Raw genomic sequence first — 20,105 nt, 5'->3', positions numbered from 1 at the left:
GTGGCTACCGATCCTCAGCGCGGGCGGACCGCGCGTCAACCTCGGGTTCCGGCGCCACTCGTACGGGGTACTCGGGCGTGCCCGGTGCCGAAGGGCGGGCGGCAAGCGGGCGACGGGTGGCCGCACGGGCGACCAGGTTCGGCCAAGTCCCCGCCTCACCGGCGGACTTGAGGTGCCTGACGTGACGATGGTCCTGCTGGCCGTGAGCGCGGCCGGCTGCCTGGGCGTCGGATTCGTGCTCCAGCAGGGTGCGGCCCAGCGCGCCCCGATGCGGAACTTCCTCTCCCTGCGCCTGTTGCTCGACCTGGCCCGGATGCCGCGCCGGTCGGCCGGCATCGGATGCATGACCGCCGGCATGGCGCTGGGCGCGGTGGCGCTCGGCATGGGGGAGGTCACCCTCGTGGAACCGCTGCTCGCCACCAACCTGCTCTTCGCCATGGCCCTGTCCCGGTACCTCACCCGGGAGCGGCTCGGCCGGCAGGGGTGGAGCGGCCTGTGGCTGCTGGCGGGCGGGGCGACGGCGTTCATCGTGGCCGGCGAGCCGCACGGCGGCCACGGCGTCACCGATCCGGTGCGGCACCGGCTGGTCATGGGTGCCGTACGCGGCTCGCGCTGCTGCTGGCGGCCTGTGCCAAGCGCGTACGGATGAGCCGGGAAGCGGCACTGCTGGGGGCGGCGGCCGGGCTGCTGTACGGGCTCCAGGACGCCCTGACCCGGATCGGCGGCGAGCGGTTCGGGCGCGGCGGCGGGCAGCGCTGCTCACCGGCTGGGAGCCGTACCCGGTGCTCGTACTGGGCGTCGTCGCGCTGGTACTGGTGCAGAGCGCCTTCGAGACGGCGCCGCTGCGCATGTCGCTGCCCGCGCTGACGGCGGCCCAGCCGCTGGCGGGCATCGTCTGCGGGGTCGGCTTCCCGGGCGACCGGCTGAACGTGACCGCCGGGGCGCTCGCCTGGGAGGCCGCCGGGCCGGCGGCGGTCGTGGGCGGCATCGTCCTGATCGGACGGCATCCGGCGATGCCGGCGGGGGTGGCCGGGCGGCCGGAGCGGGTGCGGGAGTTGCAGGCGGGGTGAGGGAGGGTGGCGGACGGTTCGGGGGGCCGCCCGCCACCCCCACCGTAACGTCGTCTCGCCATGTACACGTCATTCAGCCGGGCCGCGCGAGAGACCCCTTGAGCAGGAGAAACAAGACCTGGCACCCCTTCCCCTTTCCGCGGTCCGGCGCGTTAGCTCTTCGTACGCACCCGTATTCGTACGCACTCCTTACAAGCCACCCGAAGCCCGAAGAGTGAGGCATGCCATGAACGATGCCCGACCCGTCCCGGAGGGCACCCGCAACGCCCGGGACGCCCACGACGCCCGGCACGCCGGGGACTCCGGGGACGCCTGGTACGTCGACAACCGCTGCACCAACTGCGATGTCGCCCGGCAGCTCGCCCCCGACCTGATCATCGAGACCGGCGGCCGCTCCGAGGTCGTACGGCAGCCGCACGGCGCCGCCGAGGAACAGCAGCTCCACGCCGCGGCGTTCGCGTGCCCCACCCGCTCCATCCGGCACCCCACCCGCCGGCTCGACCCGGCCCTGGACCCCTATCCCCTGCGGCTCGGCACCACCGACGTCCTGTTCTGCGGCCACAACTCCCCGCACACCGCCGGAGCCAACTCCTACCTCCTGCACCGCCCCGGCGGCACGCTGATGATGGTGGACACGCCGCGCTGGAGCGAGCCCCTGGCCGCGCGGTACGAGGCGCTCGGGCCCGTCACCGACGTGCTGCTCACCCACCGGGACCACGTGGCGCACGGCCGCCGCTACGCCGACCGCTTCGGGGCCCGGCTGTGGATCCACGAAGGCGACCTGGACTCCGTGCCCGACGCGGACCACGTCCTGCGCGGCACCCGGGCCACGGAGATCGCCGAAGGCGTGCTCGCCCATCCGCTGCCCGGCCACACCGCGGGCAGCGTGCTCTACGTCGCCGACGAGCGGTACTGCTTCAGCGGGGACAGCTTCTACTGGTCGCGCACGACCGGCGACGTCGAGGTGGCGGACACCGTCACCTGGTACTCCATCGAGGAACTGGCCGCCTCCCTGGACCGTACCGTCGCCGGGCTGCGCTTCGAGTGGCTGCTGCCCGGCCACGGCGGACGCAAGCAACTGCCCGCCGACGAGATGGCCGCCCGGATGCGGGGACTGGCCGCCCGTACCCGGGAGCTGCGGCCGCGGCCGGTCGACTTCACGGCCGTGCGGTGGTGAGACGGTCCGGACGGAGATCTCGACAGTAACAATGCCCAGCATCGAAGTGCCCGCATGGCACGGACGGCAGGGGCCGGGACCAGGGAGAAACTGCTGCGCGCCGCGGCGCCCGTGCCGCACCGGCCCCCGTGGGCTGGTTGCATGGGGGCATGGACGGACAACAGCCACTGAGCGCGGACGAGATCGTCGACGTCGTCAGCGAGAGCGACGAGGTGGTGGGACAGGCCCGGCGGGGCGACGCCTACGCCCACCGGCTGCGGACGCGCTGCGCCTTCGTCCTCGCCCGCGACGCCGAGGACCGGATCTTCGTGCACCGCCGGACCGCGCGGAAGCTGGTCTTCCCCTCGCACTACGACATGTTCGTCGGCGGCGTGGTCGGCGCGGGCGAGACGTACGACGGGACCGCGCTGCGCGAGGCGGAGGAGGAACTGGGCGTGACCGGCCTCCCACGGCCGGTCCCGCTGTTCAAGTTCCTGTACGAGACGCCCGAGCACACCTGGTGGTCGACGGTCTACGAGGTGCGCTGCACGCTGCCCGTACAGCCGCAGGAGTCCGAGGTGGACTGGCACGCCTTCCTCACCGAGGAGGAGTTGGCGCGGCGCATTCCGGAGTGGGAGTGGACGCCGGACGGCATGTCCGCCTGGCAGCGGCTGCTGGAGCGGCGGGCCGAGCGGGAACGGTGACCCCGACGACCGCGGGGAGCGGCGGCCCCGGCGGGCGGCACGAGGAGGGGCGGCCGCCGGACGGCCCCGGGCAAGGGCCCGCCGGACGAGTACCGCGTAGGGTTCTGGCCATGATCCTCACCGACAGACTGCGGTCGATCGGCGCGGGCGTACGGCTGTGGTTCACACCGGCGCGCGTCCGCGAGGAGGGCACGACGCCCGACTACCGCTTCTCCCTCGCCAACGAACGGACCTTCCTGGCCTGGCTGCGGACCGGGCTGGCGCTGGTGGGCGGCGGCTTCGCGGTGGACCAGTTCCTGCCCCGGCTGCACGACGTGCTGCGGGTGACGTTCACGGTGGTCCTGCTGGTGGGCGGCGCGCTGTGCGCGGTGCGGGCGGTCAACCACTGGGTGCGCTGCGAGCGGGCGATGCGGCGCGGCGAGGATCTGCCCGCGTCCCGCTTCCCGGCCGTACTGGCGGTCGCCGTCGGCCTGCTCGCGGCGGCGATGGTCGTCCTCGTCGTCATCGGCTGGACGCGCTGACCGATGGCCGGTTCCTTGCCACGGGAGCGGCCGCGTCCGGCCCGCGACCCCGGACTCCAGCCGGAGCGCACCCGCCTCGCCTGGCGGCGCACCACCTTGTCCTGCACGCTGGTCGCGATCCTGGCGGGGCGCCAGGTGGTGCAGCAGCGTGGCCCCGGGCCCGTGGTGGTCGCCGCGGGGGCGCTGGTACTGCTGGTGTGGGTCGCGTTCCTGGCCGCGGCGCACCTGCGGATGCGGGCGATGTGCGCGGACCGGCCGCCGGTCCTGTCCACCCGTACGGCACTGGCCCTGGCGGGCTGCGTCTGCGCACTGGCGGCGCTCGGCGCGGCGATCCTGCTCTGAGGCCCGACCGGCCCTTTCCGGCCGGGTGACCCACACCCCATGCTCTCCCTCTGGACGCCATACCGACTAGTCGGCATGATCGTAGCGGCCGCCCGACACGAGCGGCCGTCCCTTCCATACGGAGGAGCACGATGAGCAACGGCACCCCTCCCCCGCGTTCCGCACCCCCGGGCCTGGACCTGGAGCGGCTGCGGGACCACCTGGACCGGGAACTGCCCGGAGCGGTACGGGGACCGCTGGATGCCGAGCTGATCGAGGGCGGCCGGTCCAACCTCACCTACCGGGTCACCGACGGCACCGACCGGTGGGTCGTCCGCCGCCCGCCGCTCGGCCACGTCCTGGCCACCGCGCACGACATGGGGCGCGAGTTCCGGGTGATCAGCGCGCTGCACCCGACGGCGGTGCCGGTCCCCGAGGCGCTGCTGCTGTGCGAGGACGAGGAGGTCCTCGGAGCGCCGTTCTACGTGATGGAGCTGGTCGAGGGCGTGCCGTACCGTACGGCGGAACAGCTCGCCGGGCTGGGCCCGGAGCGGACCCGCGGGGTGGTGCTGTCCCTCGTCGACACACTGGTGGCGCTGCACGCCGTGGACCCGGCGGCGGTCGGCCTCGACGGCTTCGGCCGGCCGGACGGTTTCCTGGAGCGGCAGTTGCGCCGCTGGGGCAAGCAACTGGCGGCGTCGAAGAACCGCGAACTGCCGGGCATCGACGCGCTGCACGAGGCGCTGGGCGCGGCGCTGCCCGCCTCCCCCGCGCCCGCCGTCGTGCACGGTGACTACCGGCTGGACAACGTGCTGGTCGGCGCCGACGACCGGATCACGGCCGTACTGGACTGGGAGATGTCCACCCTCGGCGATCCGCTGACCGATCTCGGGCTGCTGGTGATGTACAGCGAGCAGGAGGACGTGCCCGGCTCCCCGATCGCCACGACGAGCGGCGCGCCCGGCCATCCGGAGGCGGCCGAGCTGATCGAGCGGTACGCGGCCGGATCCGGCCGGGACGTGTCCGGTATCGCCTGGTACACGGCGTTCGCATACTTCAAGCTGGCCGTGATCCTCGAAGGCATCCACTACCGCTTCACCCTCGGGCAGACCCTCGGCGCGGGCTTCGACCGGATCGGCGAGCTGGTGCCCGTCTTCATCGACCGCGGCCTGGCCACCCTCGACACCCTGACGACCGCCAAGGAAGGCTGAGGCACACTGATGGACTTCGCATTCGACGCCCGCACCGAAGAGCTGCGCGGCAGGCTGCTGGCCTTCATGGACGAGCAGGTGTACCCGGCCGAAGCGGTCGCCGAGGAGCAGCGGGCCGCGCTGGCCTCGCCGTGGGACACCCCGGCAGTGGTGGAGGAGCTCAAGGCCGAGGCGCGCGCGCAGGGTCTGTGGAACCTGTTCCTGCCGGACGAGGAGTACGGCGCCGGCCTGACGAACCTCCAGTACGCGCCGCTGGCCGAGATCACCGGCCGCAGCCCGCAGTTGGCGCCGACCGCGCTGAACTGCGCGGCTCCGGACACCGGGAACATGGAGGTGCTGGCGCAGTTCGGCTCGGAGGAGCAGAAGAAGCAGTGGCTGCGGCCGCTGCTGGCGGGCGAGATCCGGTCGGCGTTCGCGATGACCGAGCCGGACGTGGCCTCCTCGGACGCCACGAACATCGAGACCCGGATCGAGCGGAAGGGCGACTCTTACGTCATCAACGGCCGCAAGTGGTACATCTCCGGCGCGATGAACCCGCTGTGCCAGATCTTCATCGTGATGGGCAAGACCGACCCGGACGGCGCCGACCCGCGCCGCCAGCAGTCGATGGTGCTGGTCCCCCGCGACACCCCGGGCCTCGAAGTCCGCCGCGCCATGCAGGTGTACGGCTACGAGGACCACCACCACGGGGGCCACGCCGAGGTGGTCTTCCACGACGTCCGCGTACCGGCCGCGCACCTGATCGGCGAGGAGGGCGGCGGCTTCGCCATCGCCCAGGCCCGCCTCGGCCCCGGCCGCATCCATCACTGCATGCGGCTGATCGGGATGGCCGAGCGCGCCATCGAGCTGATGTGCCGCCGCGCGGTGTCCCGTACGGCCTTCGGCAAGCCGCTGGCCGGGCAGGGCGTCGTGCAGCAGTGGATCGCGGACGCGCGGGTGGCCGTCGAGCAGTTGCGGCTGCTGGTGCTGAAGACCGCGTGGCTGATGGACACCGTCGGCAACAAGGGCGCGCACACGGAGATCCAGGCCATCAAGATCGCCACACCGCGTACGGTCGTGGACATCCTGGACCGGGCGGTGCAACTGCACGGCGCGGGCGGCGTCAGCCAGGACTTCCCGCTGGCGGAGCTGTGGGCGGCGGCTCGTACGCTGCGGCTCGCGGACGGCCCGGACGAGGTGCACCAGCGGTCGCTGGCGCGCCGGGAGCTGAAGCGCCACAGGTGACCCGGCGGCGTACGGTCCCTTGCCCCGCCCCGATTTCCCTGACTAAGGTCAGGGAATGGACGCGGTGCAGATCGGCCAGGTGCGGCGGTTCAACCGCACGGTCACCGAGCGCGTGGGCGTGCTCCACGACCACTACCTCGGCCTCGGCCGGCCCATCGGCGAGGCCCGGCTGCTCTGGGAGATCGGCGGGCAGGGGCAGGACGTACGGCGGCTGCGCGAGCGCCTGGGGCTGGACTCCGGCTATGTGAGCCGGCTGCTGCGTTCCCTGGAGGCCGACGGCCTGGTGACGGTGGAACCGCGGCCCGAGGACCGGCGGGTGCGCACCGTCCGGCTCACCGAGGCGGGCCGCGCGGAGCGCGCCGTGCTCGACGGCCGCAGCGACGAGCTGGCCGGTTCCCTGCTGGAGCCGCTCAACGAGGCCCAGCGTGCCCGGCTGGTCGCCGCCATGGCCGAGGTCGACCGGCTGCTGACCGCCACCACGGTCACGCTGGACGTCGTCGACCCCGGCCACCCGGACGCCCGGCACTGCCTGCGGTCCTACTTCACCGAGATGCGGGAACGGTTCGAGACGGGCTTCGACCCCGCCCGGAGCCTGCTGCCCGACGCGGGCGAACTGCGCGCTCCCAAGGGCCTGTTCCTGGTGGCCCGGCTGCACGGCGAGCCCGTCGCCTGTGCGGGGCTGAAGCTGCCGCCCGGCACCGCCGAGATCAAACGCATGTGGGTGGCCCCGCACGCCCGGCGGCTCGGCCTCGGCCGCCGGCTGCTGGCCGAGTTGGAGGCGCGGGCCGTACGGCACGGTCGCGGCGTGCTCCGCCTGGACACCAACAAGGTGCTCGGCGACGCGATCGCCCTGTACCGCTCGTACGGCTTCGAAGAGGTCGCGGCCTTCAACGACGAGCCGTACGCCCATCACTGGTTCGAGAAGCGGACCGGCGGGGCCCGAGAACTCCCGTGACCCCGTCCGACGGCGCCCTCACGGCCGCAAGGCCCGCAGCAGCAGGTCGGCGAGGTGGTCGGCGACCTGCTGCGGGGCGAGCGGGCCGTCCTCGCGGTACCAGGTGCCGAGGTGGTGCACCGACCCGAAGTGGTAGTCCACGACCAGGTCGGCCGGGGTGGCGCTGCTGAACACCCCGGCGCGCTGGCCCTCTTCGACCAGCGCGCGGAACCGTTCGTGGTAGCGCCGCCGCTCGGCCCGTACCTGCTTGTCCTTCTCGGGCGCGAGATGGTGCATCGAGCGGAAGAAGATCTTCGTGTCGTCGAGGTTCTCGATGGTGGTGACCACGACGTCCGCCGCCGCGTCACGCAGCCGCTGCTCCACCGGCGCGTCGGCGCAGGCGAAGCGGTCCAGCCGCTCCTGCTGGAGCCGCAGCACCCGCCCGTACACCTCGTGCAGCAGGTCGTCCTTGGAGCCGAAGTAGTGGTAGAGGGCGCCCTTGGTCACCCCGGCGGCCTCGACGATCTCCTGCACGGAGGTACGGTCGTAGCCCCGCTCGGCGAAGAGCCGGGTGGCGGTGGCCAGCAGCCGCTGCGCCACGGGTTTGCCGCTCCCGCCGTCCTTCGTGCCGGCCATCGCCCTCACCTGTCCCTCGTGCGTCTCGTGCGTCTCGTGCGTGTTGCTGCTCGTGCGTGTTGCGTCCCGTGCGTCGTGTCGCTGCCCGCCGCCCGCCGCGGGCGCGGTCAGCAGCGCCCGCGCAGTTCCCGCCTGAGGATCTTGCCACTGGTGGTCTTCGGCAGCTCGGGCAGGATCTCCACCTGCCGCGGACACTTGTACGCGGCCAGCCGTTCCCGGCAGTAACCGGCCAGCTCGGCGGGCTCGGCCCGCTGCCCGGGCCGCAGGCTCACATACGCTTTCACCGACTCGCCCCGGTAGGCGTCCGGCACGCCGACCACCGCCGCCTCGCGCACCGCGGGATGGCCGTACAGCACGTCCTCGACCTCCCGCGGCCACACCTTGAACCCGGACGCGTTGATCATGTCCTTCTTGCGGTCGACGACGTACAGCCAGCCGTCCGGGTCCATGAAGCCGATGTCGCCGGTGCGCAGTTCGCCGTCCGGCAGGGTCTCCGCGGTGGCGTCCGGGCGGCGCCAGTAGCCGGGCACCACCTGGGGGCCGCGCACCGCGATCTCGCCCTGCTCGCCGAACGGCACGGCCCGCCCCTGGTTGTCGATGATCCGTACGACCGTGTCCGGGCCCGGCACGCCGACGGCGAGCGTCCCGGAGGACGGGTCCACGGGCGCCTCGCGGCCGGGCGGGACGCTGGCGCACGGCGCGGTGCACTCGGTCAGCCCGTAGCCGTTGTGCAGATACGGGCCGAAGGCCGCCCGGAACTTCTCCACCAGCGCGGGCGGCAGCGGCGCGCCGCCCGAGGAGAGCGTGGAGAACGACGCGAAGTGCTCGCGGGTGACGCCGGGCTGCGCCGCCAGCGCCATGTAGGCGGTGGACGGGCCGACCGTGTAGGCGGGCCGGTGCTCCAGGAAGGCGTCGAGGACGACGCCCGGCTCGAAGCGGTGGGCGAGTGCCAGAGTGCCCGCGTTGGTGAAGCAGGCGGCCAGCTCGCAGACCATGCCGGTGATGTGGAACAGCGGCGCCAGCGCGAAGTACGTCGCACCGTCGGGCAGCGCCAGACCGGTGCGCTGCCGCTCGGCGTTGTAGGCGATGTTGCCGTGGGTGTTGGTGGCACCCTTGGGGGTGCCGCTGGTGCCGGAGGTGTAGCTGATGAGGGCGGTGTCCGCGGCGGCCGGTGGTGTCACGCCGGGCGGCTCGCCCTCGTACGCGCGGGCCGCGGCCAGCAGGTCGTCGGCGCCCTCGCGCGGCCCGAGCCGCTCGCCGCGCAGCACACGGGTGTCGTCGCGCGTCTGGAGGTCCCGTTCGCAGGCGGTCAGGGCGATCCGTACGGACGGGGCCGCGGTGGCGGTCGCCCGCAGGAAGGCGTCCCACGTCCGGTCCGCGCAGACGACGGCAGTGACTTCGGCGTCGGTGAGGACGTGCGTCATCTCGGCCGACTTGTACATGGGGTTGACGGGCACGACGATGCCGCCCGCCTTCCAGACGCCGAGCAGCGCGAGGACGAAGTGCGGCGTGTTCTGGAGCATGATCGCGGCACGGTCGCCGGGCCGGAAGCCGCGGGCCGCCAGGTGCCCGGCCACGCCGTCACTGAGCGCGTCGGCCGCGGCGTACGACAGCCGCCCGTCGAAGTAGGCGAGGGCCGTGCGGTCCGGGGCGCGGCGGGTGGCGTCCCGGAAGGCGTGCAGGGCGGAAGGGTGCGGGTCGACGGGGGCGCGCTGGGCGTCGGTGAGCTGCGCCAGCCAGGGCTTGTCCTCGTAGGTGGTCATCGGGGCGTCCCCTCGGCTTCCGGCGTACGGCTCCCGGCCTGCTCCAGCTTCCGCTGGAGGTGGTTCATCCCGCCCAGCCACCGCTCGGTGTCGGCCGCCCGCGCGGTGTAGTACCCGCCGACCTCCGGGTGCGGCAGGACCAGGAACCGTTCCGCCGCCATGGCCGCGAAGAGCGCGTCGGCGACGGCGGCGGGCTCGATCGCCGTCGGGGTCAGCACCAGGTCCCCGGCCGCGCCGGTGCCCGCGAGCATGTCCGTACGCACCCCCTGGGGGCAGATGGCGTGCACCGCTATCCCCCGGTGCCGGTACGTCAGCGACAGCCACTCCGCGAAGGCGTACGCGCCGTGCTTGGTGACGCTGTACGGGGCCGCGCCGACCATGGTGAGCAGGCCCGCCGCCGACACGGTGGACACGAACCGGCCCGCGCCGCGCTCCAGCCACTCGGGCAGCAGCGCGCGGGCCGCCCGTACGTGCGCCATGACGTTGACGTCCCAGGCCAGCTCCCAGTCGGCGTCCGGCGCCTCGGGGCCGCCGCCGGTGCCGACCCCGGCGTTGGCGCAGAAGATGTCGACGGGCCCGCCGAGCGCCGCCCGGGCCGCCGGTACGACGTCGGAGGCGTCCCCGGGGACCGCGACGGCGCCGAGTTCCCGCGCGGTCCGCTCCGCCTTCGCCGCGTCCAGGTCGTTGACCACCACCCGCGCGCCTTCGGCGGCGAAGCGGCGGGCCAGTGCGGCCCCGATGCCACCGCCCGCCCCGGTCACCACGACTGTCTTGTCCCGTACGGCTTCCACCTGCGGTCTCCCTCGGTCGGCCCCTGACTCGGCTGCCAGGCAGACTAACCAGTCGGTATGCCGGAGCGAAAGGGCGCGGACCCGCGGCGGCAGGGGGCCGGCGCCCCGTGGGCCGGACGCGGCAGCGGCGCGCGGCACGCCGTCCGGCGCGTTCCCCCGGAGGCCGCCGGGCGTTAGCGTGCGCACGACACGACTCTCGACACGGCTCACGACTCGGCTCCGACGGCGGAGGTGGACGCATGACCCTGTCCAGACGGAATCTGCTGGCCGCGACGGCGGTCACGAGCGTGATGGGTGCGACGGCGATGGCGGGCGAGGCGAGGGCGGCGGGCGCCGCACACGGTTCCACGGGCACCGGAGCGACCGGAGCCGGACCGGCAGGGGCCGCAGCGCACGGCTCCCACCTACCCCGCCCCCGTACCCGCACCGGCTTCGACCGCCTGGCCGCCGACGGCTACGCGCTCCTGTCCGGCCGCCGGGTCGGCGTCGTCACCAACCCCACCGGCGTCACTCCGGACGTACGCCACATCGTGGACGTCATGCACGCCGACGAACGGGTGGACCTGGCCGCCGTCTTCGGCCCCGAGCACGGCTTCCGCGGCACGGCCCAGGCCGGCGGATCGGAGGGCAGCTATGAGGATCCCGCCACCGGGCTGCCGGTCCACGACACGTACGGCAAGAGCGGCCGCGCGCTGGCCGACATCTTCACCCGGTCCGGCGTGGACACCGTCGTCTTCGACATCCAGGACGTCGGCGCGCGCTTCTACACCTACATCTGGACGCTGTACGACTGCATGGTCGCCGCCGTCCTCGCGGACAAACGTTTCGTCGTCCTCGACCGCCCCAACCCGGTGACCGGTCGCACCGCGACGGGCCCCGTACTGGACCGCGCCCTGGCCTCCGGAGTCGGCCGCGAACCGATCGCCCTCGCGCACGGCATGACCGTGGCCGAACTCGCCCTCCTCTTCAACGCCGAGTTCGTCCCCCGCGCCGCGGGCCGCCCGGCCGACCTGGAAACCGTCCTCATGACAGGCTGGCGCCGCCGGCACTTCTTCGACGCCACCGGCCTCCCCTGGGTCCCGCCCAGCCCCAACATGCCCACCCCCGACACCTCCCTCGTCTACGCGGGCACCTGCCTCTTCGAAGGCACCAACCTCTCCGAGGGACGCGGCACCACCCGCCCCTTCGAACTGCTCGGCGCCGACGGCATCGACCGCCGCTGGTCCGCCGCCGTCACCCGGCTGGCCACCGACATCGACCTCGCCGGCGTCCGCTTCCGGGAGGCGTACTTCGCCCCCACCTTCTCCAAGTTCCAGGGCAGGACCATCGGCGGCGTCCAGCTCCACGTCCACGACCGCGAAGCCTTCGACCCGGTCCGCACCGGCATCGCCCTGCTGATCACCGCGAAGCAGGTGTGGAACGGCTTCACCTGGCGCCCGGACCACTGGATCGACAGACTGACGGGCACCTCGCGCGTACGGACGATGATCGACGCGGGCGCCGGCGTGGACGAGGTGGCCGCGGCCTGGCAGAACGACCTGGCGCGCTTCCGGCGGGTGCGGCGCGGGTATCTGCGCTACCGGTGAGCGCTTTCCCCCCGATAACGGCCAGCCAGAAATATATCACCGACGCTCGCCGGACAAGGGAGTCTCACCGGCCGCATCACAACCAGGAAACGAAAGGGCGGCGAAGCACAACCCGACCTGTTTCCAGGAGTCCGCGAGGAACGGCTCTTTCCGCGGACCGGTCACGGCCGCACAGCTCTTCCCGCTTTTCCCCGCCGCTTTTCCCGGCACTGTTTTCCCAACGGTTATGCTCACCGCGCCCCACTGCGCCCGGAAGGGCGCAACAAGCAAGAGAGGCACCTTAGGTGAGACACAAAACCTTCGTATCGAAGGTGAAGAAAAAGTGGTCGCACGCATCGCGCGTGGCGATTCTGGGCGCTGTTCCCCTGGCGCTCGTGGCCGGTTCCCTTTCGATCACGCCCGCCCTCGCGGACGGCGCCGACGGCCGGCCGAGCGCGGTCCCGAACACCGACCGCGGCCGGATCGTCGAGTTCTGGAAGTCCGGCGGCCCCGGGGTCAAAGCGGCCGCCGAAGCCGCTCTGCTCGGCTCCGACGACGACGTACAGCGGTTCCTGACCGACGTACGCATACGCGCCGAAGCCCAGGACGACCGTCTGGAGGGACTCCAGATCCACTCCCTGGGCGGCGCCAACGTCCAGACAGCGGCCGCGCAGGCCCTGAGCGGCACCCGCCAAGAGCTGGAAGCCTTCCTCAAGGACGGCTGGGAGAAGCCCCTGGCGGCCGACCAGCGGGTGCAGGCGCTGCAGGCCATCAGCGCCGGCGGCAACAACGTCCAGGAGGCCGGCAAGACCGCACTCAACGGAACCCCTGAGGACGTCGCGGCTTTCGTCAACGGCGGACGCGCCACCGCGGAACGGGCCGACGACCGCGTCCAGGTCCTGCAGATCCTGAGCACCGGCGGCCCGGCCACCAAGGAAGCTGCCAAAGTCGCTCTGTCCGGCACCGCCGACGACATCAAGGAGTTCCTCGACGTCGGCCAGGACGTGGCCGCCGCCCGCGATCAGGAACAGGCCGGCATCGAGCAGCTGGCCGAACAGGCCCAGCAGGCCGGCGTCCGCGCCAAGCGCGAGACCGACGCCGCCAAAGAGGCCTCCGACCGCGCGGTGAGAGCCTCCGAGCAGGCCAAGAAGGCCGCGCAGAAGGCCGCCCGGGAAAGCGCGGCCGCCAAGAAGAACAGCATCGAGGCGGCGACCGCCGCCAACGAGGCCGCCGAGGCCGCCCGCGGCGCGGCGCGCGCCGCCCAGCAGGCCATCAGCGCAGCCGCCCGGGCCAACGCCTCGGCCCGGGTCGCCGCCAACGCCGCCTCCCGCGCCGCCGCCGCGGCGGCCGGTGCCGCCAACGCCGCCGCCCAGGCCAACAGCGCCGCCGCCGGCGCCGCCGCTGACGCCTCCAAGGCCGGCGCGGCCCGCAAGGCCGCCGAGACGGCCCGCGACGCCGCCAAGGGCGCCAAGAAGGCAGCCAAGGCCGCCGAACAGGCGGGCGTGGCCGCCACCGAGGCCGGCAAGGCCGCCTCGGCCGCCCTGAGCGCCGGTGCCAAAGCCGACGCCGCTGCGACCGCGGCCACCCAGGCCAGCGGTTACGCCGACGCCGCCGGAATCGCCTCCGGCGAGGCACGCGCCGCCGCCGGCCAGGCCCGCCGGCATGCCGCCGAGGCCACCCGCGCCGCCAACGCCGCCTCCGCCCTGGCCCAGCGCTCCGCTGCCGCCGCCTACCGGGCACGCGACGCCGCCAACAAGGCAGCCGACCACGCCGAGCGGGCAGCCGCCGCCGCCAAGGAAGCCGCCGAGCACGCCGTCGAAGCCGACAAGGCCGCCGACCAGGCCGAAGCGCACGCCAAGGCCGCCAGAACCGCCGCCGAGACCGCGACCGACGCGGTCAAGCAGGCCCGTACCGCTCACGAACTGGCTCAGCAGGCCGAGGCGGAGGACCTGGCCGGCCGCACCGCGGAATCCGTCGAGAAGGCCAAGGACCTCAAGGAGGAGGACGAACGCCGCACGGCCGACGAGGCCGCCGCTGCCGAGGAGTTCAAGGCCCTCAACGACGAGGCCGATGCCCTGGCGACCGAGGCCGCCAAGCCCGGCACCCCCGTAGAGGAGGTCGTCGCCAAGGGCCGCAAGGTGGCCCTGCGAGCTCTCAAGACCCGTGGGCCGTGGAGCCAGGCGGCGGCCCAGGCGGCGCTGGCCGGCTCGGACGGAGCCGTGGTCGAGTACGTGCGGAGCGGCTGGCGGGAGGCCGTCCAGCAGGACGATTACGCCCGGGTCGCGCGCCTGGCCGACGACGGCCTGTCGGGCGGGGTGCGGCAGGCCGCCGAAGAGGCGCTGTCCGGTGACGCCAAAACGATCAGCGCCTTCCTGAACACCGGCCAGTACCAGGCCGCCGTCAGTGAGTACCGGGTCCAGGTGCTGCGGATCAACAGCGCCGGCGGCCCCCAGGTCAAGGAGGCCGCCAAGGCCGCGCTCAACGACGGCTCCCCCGGGAAGCTGGTGGAGTTCCTCGACAAGGGCCAGTACACCGCCAGGAACGCCGACGAGCGGGTCACCGCCCTGCAACTGATCAGCAGCGGGGGCCCCGAGGTCCAGGCGGCGGCGAAGATCGCCCTGTCGGGACCGCCGCGGCTGCTGCACGCGTTCCTTGAGTCCGGGCAGTCCATGGCCCAGCGCAAGGACCACCTCGCCGCCACGCACAGTGCTCAGATCGAGCGCCTGATCGCCGGGGCCGCCGCCGTCGCGGCCACCGCCCAGCAGAACGCCCACCTCGCGGGTGAGCAGGCCGCCCGGGCCCGCAAGGCAGCGGACAAGGCCGAGGAGTACAAGAAGCAGGCCCAGGCATCCGCCACCGAGGCCCGGAAGTACGCCGACCAGGCGAAGAAGTCCGCCGAGAGCGCCGAAGCCTCCGCCCGCCAGGCCGCCGAATCCGCCAAACAGGCACGTGCGGCCGAGGCCGATGCCCGGCGCGCGGCCCGTGAGGCGCAGGCATCCGCCTCCCTCGCCGCGAACTCCGCCGACCACGCGCGGGGTTCCGCCGAGGCGGCCTGGGCCTCCGCCAACCAGGCCCGCGCCTCCGCGGAAGCCGCGGGCAAGGACTCCGAGGCGGCCAGGCAGGCCGGCAAGGAAGCCTTCGCGGTGTACGTCGCCAAGAAGCGCAAGGAGGACGAGGCCAAGCGGCGCGCCGCGGAAGCCCGGAAGGTCAAGGAGCAGGTCGAGAAGGCCGTCCGGGACGCGGCGAAGGAGGATGACGAGGAAGAGGAGGACGAGCCGGACTTCTGGGGCCTCGTCTCCGGTACCGGCCACTTCGCGCTGGACGTCGCCGGCCTGTTCCCCGGGGCGGGCGAACTGGCCGACCTCGCGAACTGCGCCTGGTACGGCGCGGAGGGTGACGCCGTCGAGGCCGGTCTCTCCTGCGCCTCGGCCGTTCCCGGGGCCGGTTACGGCGCCTCGGCGGTCAAGTTCGGCAAGTGGGGCAAGAAGGGACTGCGCAAGGGCGAGGAGTTCATCGACGCCCTGAAGGGCCGGGTGGGTAAGGGCGCGAAGGCGTGTGCGCCCAACAGCTTCACCCCGGAGACCCCCGTGGTGACGGGTGACGGTTCCACCAGGCCCATCGGACGCGTCAAGGCCGGCGACATGGTCCTTGCCACCGATCCCGTGACCGGCAGGACGCTGGCCCGGCCGGTCGACCGGGTCATCGTGGGTGAGGGCACCAAGAACCTGGTGCGGATCACCGTCGAGTCCGGGACCGGTCATGGCAGGTCCGTCGGTGCCCTCACGGCGACCGCCGGCCACCCGTTCTGGGTGCAGGACCGGCACGACTGGGTCGACGCCGGCGAGCTGCGGCCGGGCTCCCGGCTGCGCACCCCGTCCGGCGCCCTGGCCAAGGTGACGGCCGTCCGGGCCTGGTCAGCACACCAGCGGGTCCTCAACCTGTCCGTCAGCGACCTCCACACCTATTACGCGGTCGCGGGCGGCGTTCCCGTCCTCGTGCACAACTCGGGTTGCGTCAACTGGTCCGCCAAGAGCTCGAAGACCTTCGGGCACACGTTCTCGGACCACGGCAAGAGCGTCAAACAGCTCGCGGACCGCGCCCGCAAGAAGGGCGAGCCGCAGGGCCGCTGGATCAACAACGACGCGGCGGCGGAATTCATGAAGGGCGCCTGGCTCGCCGACGCGGGCCCCCGGGGCGTGCGCATTCCCGACGGTCTCGGCGAGGTCGTCTTCGAGGACGGCACGACGAAGGTCGCCAAGTGGGCGGTGCTGGTGCCCAGCAAGAACGGTCTCTACAAGACCGCCTACCCCATCCTGTCCTCGTAGCCTGAGAGGGCGACAACCGGTGCGGACGCACCACCATGAAGAGAAAGGCCACCGATGCCGTTCCACTGCGCGCTGAGCGCACCCGAGGCGCAGGACCGGCGCGCCTGCGCCGACGTCGAGATCGAGGATGCCGACGACTACGAGTACCTGGCCATGACCGCCAGCGGACTGCTGGCGGAGGCGGGCTACCGGTTCAGCATCGGCGGGTTCGGGACCGAGGAGTGGGACTTCGACGTCGAGTACGACATGTCCACCCTCCTCGAACAGCTCCCCGACGTCCGGGACGGTCTGCGCCGGGGTGTGGAGTGCGAGATCGACCTCTACTCACAAGGGGTGGAGCGGAGCATCACGTTCGCCCCGTCCGGCAGCGCGGTGGAGCTGCGGTGCGTCTCCCGGACCTCCTGGGTCCCGGACCCCGGCACCGAGCTGCACGAGCGCGCGACCATCGAGGCCATGTTCGACAAGCTGGCCCACGACGTGGCGGCCGGCTTGCAGAGCGTGTGCCCGGAGATCGCCGGACTGAGCCCGTTCCGCGACTGGAGGTGACGAACTGACGGCCCGGCCCCTGCCGTGCCGGGCCGATGGTCCTTCGAAGTCCGCCGTTCCCCGGGGAACGGCGGACTTCGGCGTACGCGGCCGCATCCGGCAGGGCGCGGGCCGGGACCGGATCGCCCGCAACCCGTCTCGGTCATCAAGACAAACCGTCCCACCCCTTGACTCACTGCGGACCCGGCGTGAAAGTGCGCTTCGTGCACAGTGACGCGAGACCAGCGACGAAAGCGCCCTCCAGCGGGGCGGAGGGCCGCCCCGGAAGCGGCGAGGAAACCGGACCCGGCACCGGTCCGGAGAGCCTCCGCCGGGTGGCCGTGGCCTCGTTCATCGGGACGGCCATCGAGTTCTACGACTTCTACATCTACGGGACGGCCGCAGCGCTCGTCCTCAACCAGGCGTTCTTTCCGACGCTCGACCCGGTCAACGCCACCCTCGCGTCGTTCTCCACCTATGCGGTGGCGTTCGCGGCGCGGCCGATCGGGTCGGTGGTGTTCGGGCACTTCGGGGACCGGGTGGGGCGGAAGTCCGTGCTGGTGGCCTCGTTGTTGCTGATGGGGCTGTCGACGGCGCTGGTCGGGCTGTTGCCGGGGTACGGGACGCTCGGGGTATGGGCGCCGTTGCTGCTGATCCTGCTGCGGTTCCTCCAGGGGATCGGGCTGGGCGGGGAGTGGGGCGGGGCCGCGCTGCTGGCGGTGGAGCACGCGCCGAAGAGGCGGCGCGGGCTGTATGCGGCGTTCCCGCAGGTCGGGCCTTCGGTGGGGTTCTTCGCGGCGACCGGGGTGTTCTGGTTGCTGTCGTCGGTGCTGGACGACGGCGCGTTCCGGTCGTGGGGCTGGCGGGTGCCGTTCCTGCTGTCGTTCCTGCTGGTCGGGGTGGGGCTGTTCGTACGGCTGAAGATCAGCGAGACGCCGGTGTTCGCGAAGGTGATGGACGCGCACGAGGCCAGCCGGGTGCCCGTGCTGGACGTCGTGCGCCGGCATCCGCGCGAGCTGCTGCTCGGCGCGGGCGGCATGATCATCGCGTACGGGCTGTTCTACACCGCGACGACGTACTGCCTGGCGTACGCCACCGGCACGCTCGGTGTCTCGCGCAACACCATGCTCGGCCTCTCCCTCGTCGCCTGCCTCTTCCTGGCGGCCGGCACCTGGCTCGCCGCCACCCGCTCGGACGGCGTCGGGCGGCGCAAGCTGGTCCTCACCGGGACGGCTCTCTCGGCGGTCTGGGGACTGATCCTCTTCCCGCTGCTGGACACCGGGCAGCCGGTGCTGATCGCGGTGGCGATCGGCGGGGCGCTGTTCTGCATGGGTGTGGTGTACGGCCCGATGGGCGCGTATCTGCCGGAGCTGTTCGGTACGACGGTGCGGTATTCGGGCGCCTCGCTGGCGTACAACCTGGGCGGGGTGCTGGGCGGCGCGGTCTCGCCGCTGGTGGCGACCCGGTTGCAGGCGGCCTTCGGGTCGGACTCGGTGGGGTGGTACGTGACGGCGATGGCGCTGGTGTCGCTGGTGTGCGTGCTGGCGCTGCCGGAGACACGGGAGCGGGAGCTGGGCTGAGGGGGCGGGCGGGGCCGGCGGATTTCCGCGCGGCCTCGGCAGCCGGGGGCGAGAGTCGGCTGCCGGGAGCGGGAGGGGCGCGCGGCCCGCGCCGGGCGCCGACTGCCGAGAACGGGCCATGCGTGGCGTATGGCCGGATCCGCCTGCCCGCAGGACGATGCGCTGCACACCGCGGCGCGGCTTCGCAACTCCGGCCCGGCAGCGTGGACCGGCGCGCCGCTCAGGGGGTCGTCATGACGGATGCAGCGGGCGGTTCCGGCACAGCGGCGGCCGGGGACATCGGCGTACAGCCGTACTGGGAGCTGACGTTCGACGCCGACGGCGATCCGGACGCCGGGCAGCGTGACCGGCTGGTGGCCGGGGTGGCGCGGCAGCGCGTCACCGACCTGCTGGTGTTCGCGCACGGCTGGAACAACGACCGGTCGATGGCCAGGCGCCTGTACGGGCGGTTCTTCGCCCCGTTCCCCGGTATGGCGGGGGCCGGGGTACGGCTCGGCTACACCGGTGTGAGCTGGCCCGCGATGCGTTTCACGGACGAGCCCATTCCGGACTTCGACCCGGTGGCGGCGGGGCCGTCCGCAGCCACCGGGGACGCGGGAGTCACTGGTGCGGCCGGAGTGGCCGGTGCCACCGGCGCGGCCGGGCCGCCGGTGCTGGACGACGCGTCGCTGCGCGCGCTGACGCGTGTCTTCCCCGGCCGGGAGCTGACGTTGCGGCGCCTCCAGGAGCTGCTCGCCGAGCGGTCGGCGGCCCGTTCCGCGTTCGACGAGTTCGCCCGCCTCGGCCGCGAACTGGTGACGGTCCGCGAGAACAGCCCGGCGCACCGGCTGGCCGAGGACATGGGGACCGGCACGCCCGCGATGCTCACCGACGACCCGATGGCCGTGTGCGAGATCTTCACGGCGGCGCTGGAGAAGTGCGGCCACCAGGAGCTGTTCGGTGACGGGCTGAAGCGGCTGTGGAACGGGGCCAAGGAGTTCCTGCGGCAGACGGCGTACTACGCGATGAAGCGGCGCGCGGGCGTGGTGGGCCAGCTGGGGCTGGGCCCGGCGCTCGGCCGGCTGGTCGAGGGCGCGCCGGGTACGCGCATCCATCTGGTCGGGCACAGTTTCGGCGCCCGCCTGGTGTCGTACGGGCTGCGCGGTATGCCGCCCGGCGTCACCGGGGTGAAGTCCGTGACGCTGCTGCAAGGGGCGTTCTCGCACTACGCGTTCGCCGCCCGGCTGCCGCACGACCCGGGCCGGGGCGGGGCACTGCAAGGGGTGCAGCGGCGGGTGGACGGCCCGGTGGTGTCCTGTTACTCGCGGCACGACTCGGCGCTGAGCATGCTGTACCCGCTGGCCTCCCGGCTCTCCGGCGACTCGGCGAGCTTCCAGGGCCTGTTCGACCGGTGGGGCGCGGTCGGCCACGACGGCATCCAGGCCGTGGACGGCGCCCGGCGGCTGAAGCTGGGCGCCGCGGTGCCCGGTGAGGGCTGTGTGAGCATCGACGCGTCCTCGGTGGTCCGCGACGGTCCGCCGCCGGCCGGCGCGCACAGCGACGTCTGCCACGGGGAACTGGCACACGTGGTCCTCACCGCCGGGCGGGTGGTGACGAAGTAGGGCGGGGGCGGGCGGCGCGGAAGGGGCCTGTCGGGTTCCGTTCCGATGCGCGTGTCCACCGTCCGGTTCCGTCCGGGCGACGATCGGCTCCGGACCGTGCCGGACCGGAAGCAGCCAAGTCGGCCGCGGGGCGGATCGACGGCCGCGGTGCGGGTACCAGCAGTCACCGGCGCATCTC

The 20,105-nt window shown here is 73.1% G+C and carries 15 protein-coding genes and 1 pseudogene; 13 read left to right on the top strand and 3 right to left on the bottom strand.

The window, feature by feature from the left end:
- Nucleotides 1-187: 187 nt before the first annotated feature.
- From ACZ4QV_RS14475 to ACZ4QV_RS14440, 8 genes and pseudogenes are all read left to right on the top strand, one after another.
- Nucleotides 188-1,070, top strand: a pseudogene (locus ACZ4QV_RS14475) (DMT family transporter).
- Nucleotides 1,071-1,296: 226 nt separating this feature from the next.
- Nucleotides 1,297-2,247, top strand: a complete 951-nt coding sequence (locus ACZ4QV_RS14470) for an MBL fold metallo-hydrolase (RefSeq protein ID WP_361154234.1) — start codon at nt 1,297-1,299, stop codon at nt 2,245-2,247.
- Nucleotides 2,248-2,396: 149 nt separating this feature from the next.
- Nucleotides 2,397-2,930, top strand: coding sequence for an NUDIX hydrolase (locus tag ACZ4QV_RS14465; protein WP_361154237.1), 534 nt, complete (start codon nt 2,397-2,399; stop codon nt 2,928-2,930).
- Between the two features lie 110 nt (nt 2,931-3,040).
- A complete protein-coding gene (locus ACZ4QV_RS14460) occupies nt 3,041-3,451 on the top strand; it encodes a YidH family protein (protein WP_125047986.1) in 411 nt (136 codons plus the stop codon).
- A gap of 3 nt (nt 3,452-3,454) precedes the next feature.
- Entirely contained in the window at nt 3,455-3,793 is a 339-nt protein-coding gene (locus ACZ4QV_RS14455; RefSeq protein ID WP_361154239.1) for a DUF202 domain-containing protein, read from the top strand.
- A 131-nt stretch (nt 3,794-3,924) separates the two neighbouring features.
- Nucleotides 3,925-4,983 carry a phosphotransferase family protein gene (locus ACZ4QV_RS14450; protein WP_361587326.1) on the top strand — a complete coding sequence of 353 codons (1,059 nt, stop codon included), beginning with the start codon at nt 3,925-3,927 and terminating at the stop codon, nt 4,981-4,983.
- Between the two features lie 9 nt (nt 4,984-4,992).
- Entirely contained in the window at nt 4,993-6,207 is a 1,215-nt protein-coding gene (locus ACZ4QV_RS14445; protein ID WP_361587328.1) for an acyl-CoA dehydrogenase family protein, read from the top strand.
- 55 nt (nt 6,208-6,262) lie between these two features.
- Complete coding sequence (locus ACZ4QV_RS14440; protein WP_361154245.1) at nt 6,263-7,162, top strand: bifunctional helix-turn-helix transcriptional regulator/GNAT family N-acetyltransferase; 900 nt, start codon at nt 6,263-6,265, stop codon at nt 7,160-7,162.
- Nucleotides 7,163-7,180: 18 nt separating this feature from the next.
- On the opposite strand, the gene ACZ4QV_RS14435 is transcribed toward ACZ4QV_RS14440, so the two are convergent.
- From ACZ4QV_RS14435 to ACZ4QV_RS14425, 3 genes are all read right to left on the bottom strand, one after another.
- Nucleotides 7,181-7,777, bottom strand: a complete 597-nt coding sequence (locus ACZ4QV_RS14435; RefSeq protein WP_030021412.1) for a TetR/AcrR family transcriptional regulator — start codon at nt 7,775-7,777, stop codon at nt 7,181-7,183.
- A 107-nt stretch (nt 7,778-7,884) separates the two neighbouring features.
- Nucleotides 7,885-9,540 (bottom strand): class I adenylate-forming enzyme family protein, encoded by a 1,656-nt coding sequence (locus tag ACZ4QV_RS14430; RefSeq protein ID WP_467762943.1) that lies wholly within the window; start codon nt 9,538-9,540, stop codon nt 7,885-7,887.
- On the bottom strand, nt 9,537-10,331 hold the full coding sequence (locus tag ACZ4QV_RS14425) for an SDR family oxidoreductase (protein ID WP_361154250.1): 795 nt from the start codon (nt 10,329-10,331) through the stop codon (nt 9,537-9,539). The genes ACZ4QV_RS14430 and ACZ4QV_RS14425 overlap by 4 nt, the downstream gene beginning before the upstream one ends.
- Before the next feature lie 239 nt (nt 10,332-10,570).
- Between ACZ4QV_RS14425 and ACZ4QV_RS14420 the strand changes: the two genes are divergently transcribed.
- From ACZ4QV_RS14420 to ACZ4QV_RS14400, 5 genes are all read left to right on the top strand, one after another.
- A complete protein-coding gene (locus ACZ4QV_RS14420; RefSeq protein WP_467762942.1) occupies nt 10,571-11,917 on the top strand; it encodes an exo-beta-N-acetylmuramidase NamZ family protein in 1,347 nt (448 codons plus the stop codon).
- Between the two features lie 374 nt (nt 11,918-12,291).
- A complete protein-coding gene (locus tag ACZ4QV_RS14415) occupies nt 12,292-16,221 on the top strand; it encodes a polymorphic toxin-type HINT domain-containing protein (protein WP_467762941.1) in 3,930 nt (1,309 codons plus the stop codon).
- A gap of 54 nt (nt 16,222-16,275) precedes the next feature.
- Complete coding sequence (locus ACZ4QV_RS14410) at nt 16,276-16,767, top strand: hypothetical protein (RefSeq protein WP_467762940.1); 492 nt, start codon at nt 16,276-16,278, stop codon at nt 16,765-16,767.
- A 314-nt stretch (nt 16,768-17,081) separates the two neighbouring features.
- Nucleotides 17,082-18,326, top strand: coding sequence for an MFS transporter (locus ACZ4QV_RS14405; protein ID WP_361616914.1), 1,245 nt, complete (start codon nt 17,082-17,084; stop codon nt 18,324-18,326).
- 233 nt (nt 18,327-18,559) lie between these two features.
- Entirely contained in the window at nt 18,560-19,927 is a 1,368-nt protein-coding gene (locus ACZ4QV_RS14400) for a serine-threonine protein kinase (protein ID WP_467762939.1), read from the top strand.
- Nucleotides 19,928-20,105: the final 178 nt, after the last annotated feature.

The organism is Streptomyces sp. NPDC026394 (assembly GCF_055567735.1).
This window is presented reverse-complemented; position numbering and strand designations above follow the sequence as displayed.

What these genes read in the sequence shown, in the direction of transcription:
- ACZ4QV_RS14470 (WP_361154234.1), top strand. Translation starts at nt 1,297, where the DNA reads ATGAACGATGCCCGACCCGTCCCGGAGGGCACCCGCAACGCCCGGGAC.
- ACZ4QV_RS14465 (WP_361154237.1), top strand. Translation starts at nt 2,397, where the DNA reads ATGGACGGACAACAGCCACTGAGCGCGGACGAGATCGTCGACGTCGTC.
- ACZ4QV_RS14460 (WP_125047986.1), top strand. Translation starts at nt 3,041, where the DNA reads ATGATCCTCACCGACAGACTGCGGTCGATCGGCGCGGGCGTACGGCTG.
- ACZ4QV_RS14455 (WP_361154239.1), top strand. Translation starts at nt 3,455, where the DNA reads ATGGCCGGTTCCTTGCCACGGGAGCGGCCGCGTCCGGCCCGCGACCCC.
- ACZ4QV_RS14450 (WP_361587326.1), top strand. Translation starts at nt 3,925, where the DNA reads ATGAGCAACGGCACCCCTCCCCCGCGTTCCGCACCCCCGGGCCTGGAC.
- ACZ4QV_RS14445 (WP_361587328.1), top strand. Translation starts at nt 4,993, where the DNA reads ATGGACTTCGCATTCGACGCCCGCACCGAAGAGCTGCGCGGCAGGCTG.
- ACZ4QV_RS14440 (WP_361154245.1), top strand. Translation starts at nt 6,263, where the DNA reads ATGGACGCGGTGCAGATCGGCCAGGTGCGGCGGTTCAACCGCACGGTC.
- ACZ4QV_RS14435 (WP_030021412.1), bottom strand. Translation starts at nt 7,777, where the DNA reads ATGGCCGGCACGAAGGACGGCGGGAGCGGCAAACCCGTGGCGCAGCGG.
- ACZ4QV_RS14430 (WP_467762943.1), bottom strand. Translation starts at nt 9,540, where the DNA reads ATGACCACCTACGAGGACAAGCCCTGGCTGGCGCAGCTCACCGACGCC.
- ACZ4QV_RS14420 (WP_467762942.1), top strand. Translation starts at nt 10,571, where the DNA reads ATGACCCTGTCCAGACGGAATCTGCTGGCCGCGACGGCGGTCACGAGC.
- ACZ4QV_RS14410 (WP_467762940.1), top strand. Translation starts at nt 16,276, where the DNA reads ATGCCGTTCCACTGCGCGCTGAGCGCACCCGAGGCGCAGGACCGGCGC.
- ACZ4QV_RS14400 (WP_467762939.1), top strand. Translation starts at nt 18,560, where the DNA reads ATGACGGATGCAGCGGGCGGTTCCGGCACAGCGGCGGCCGGGGACATC.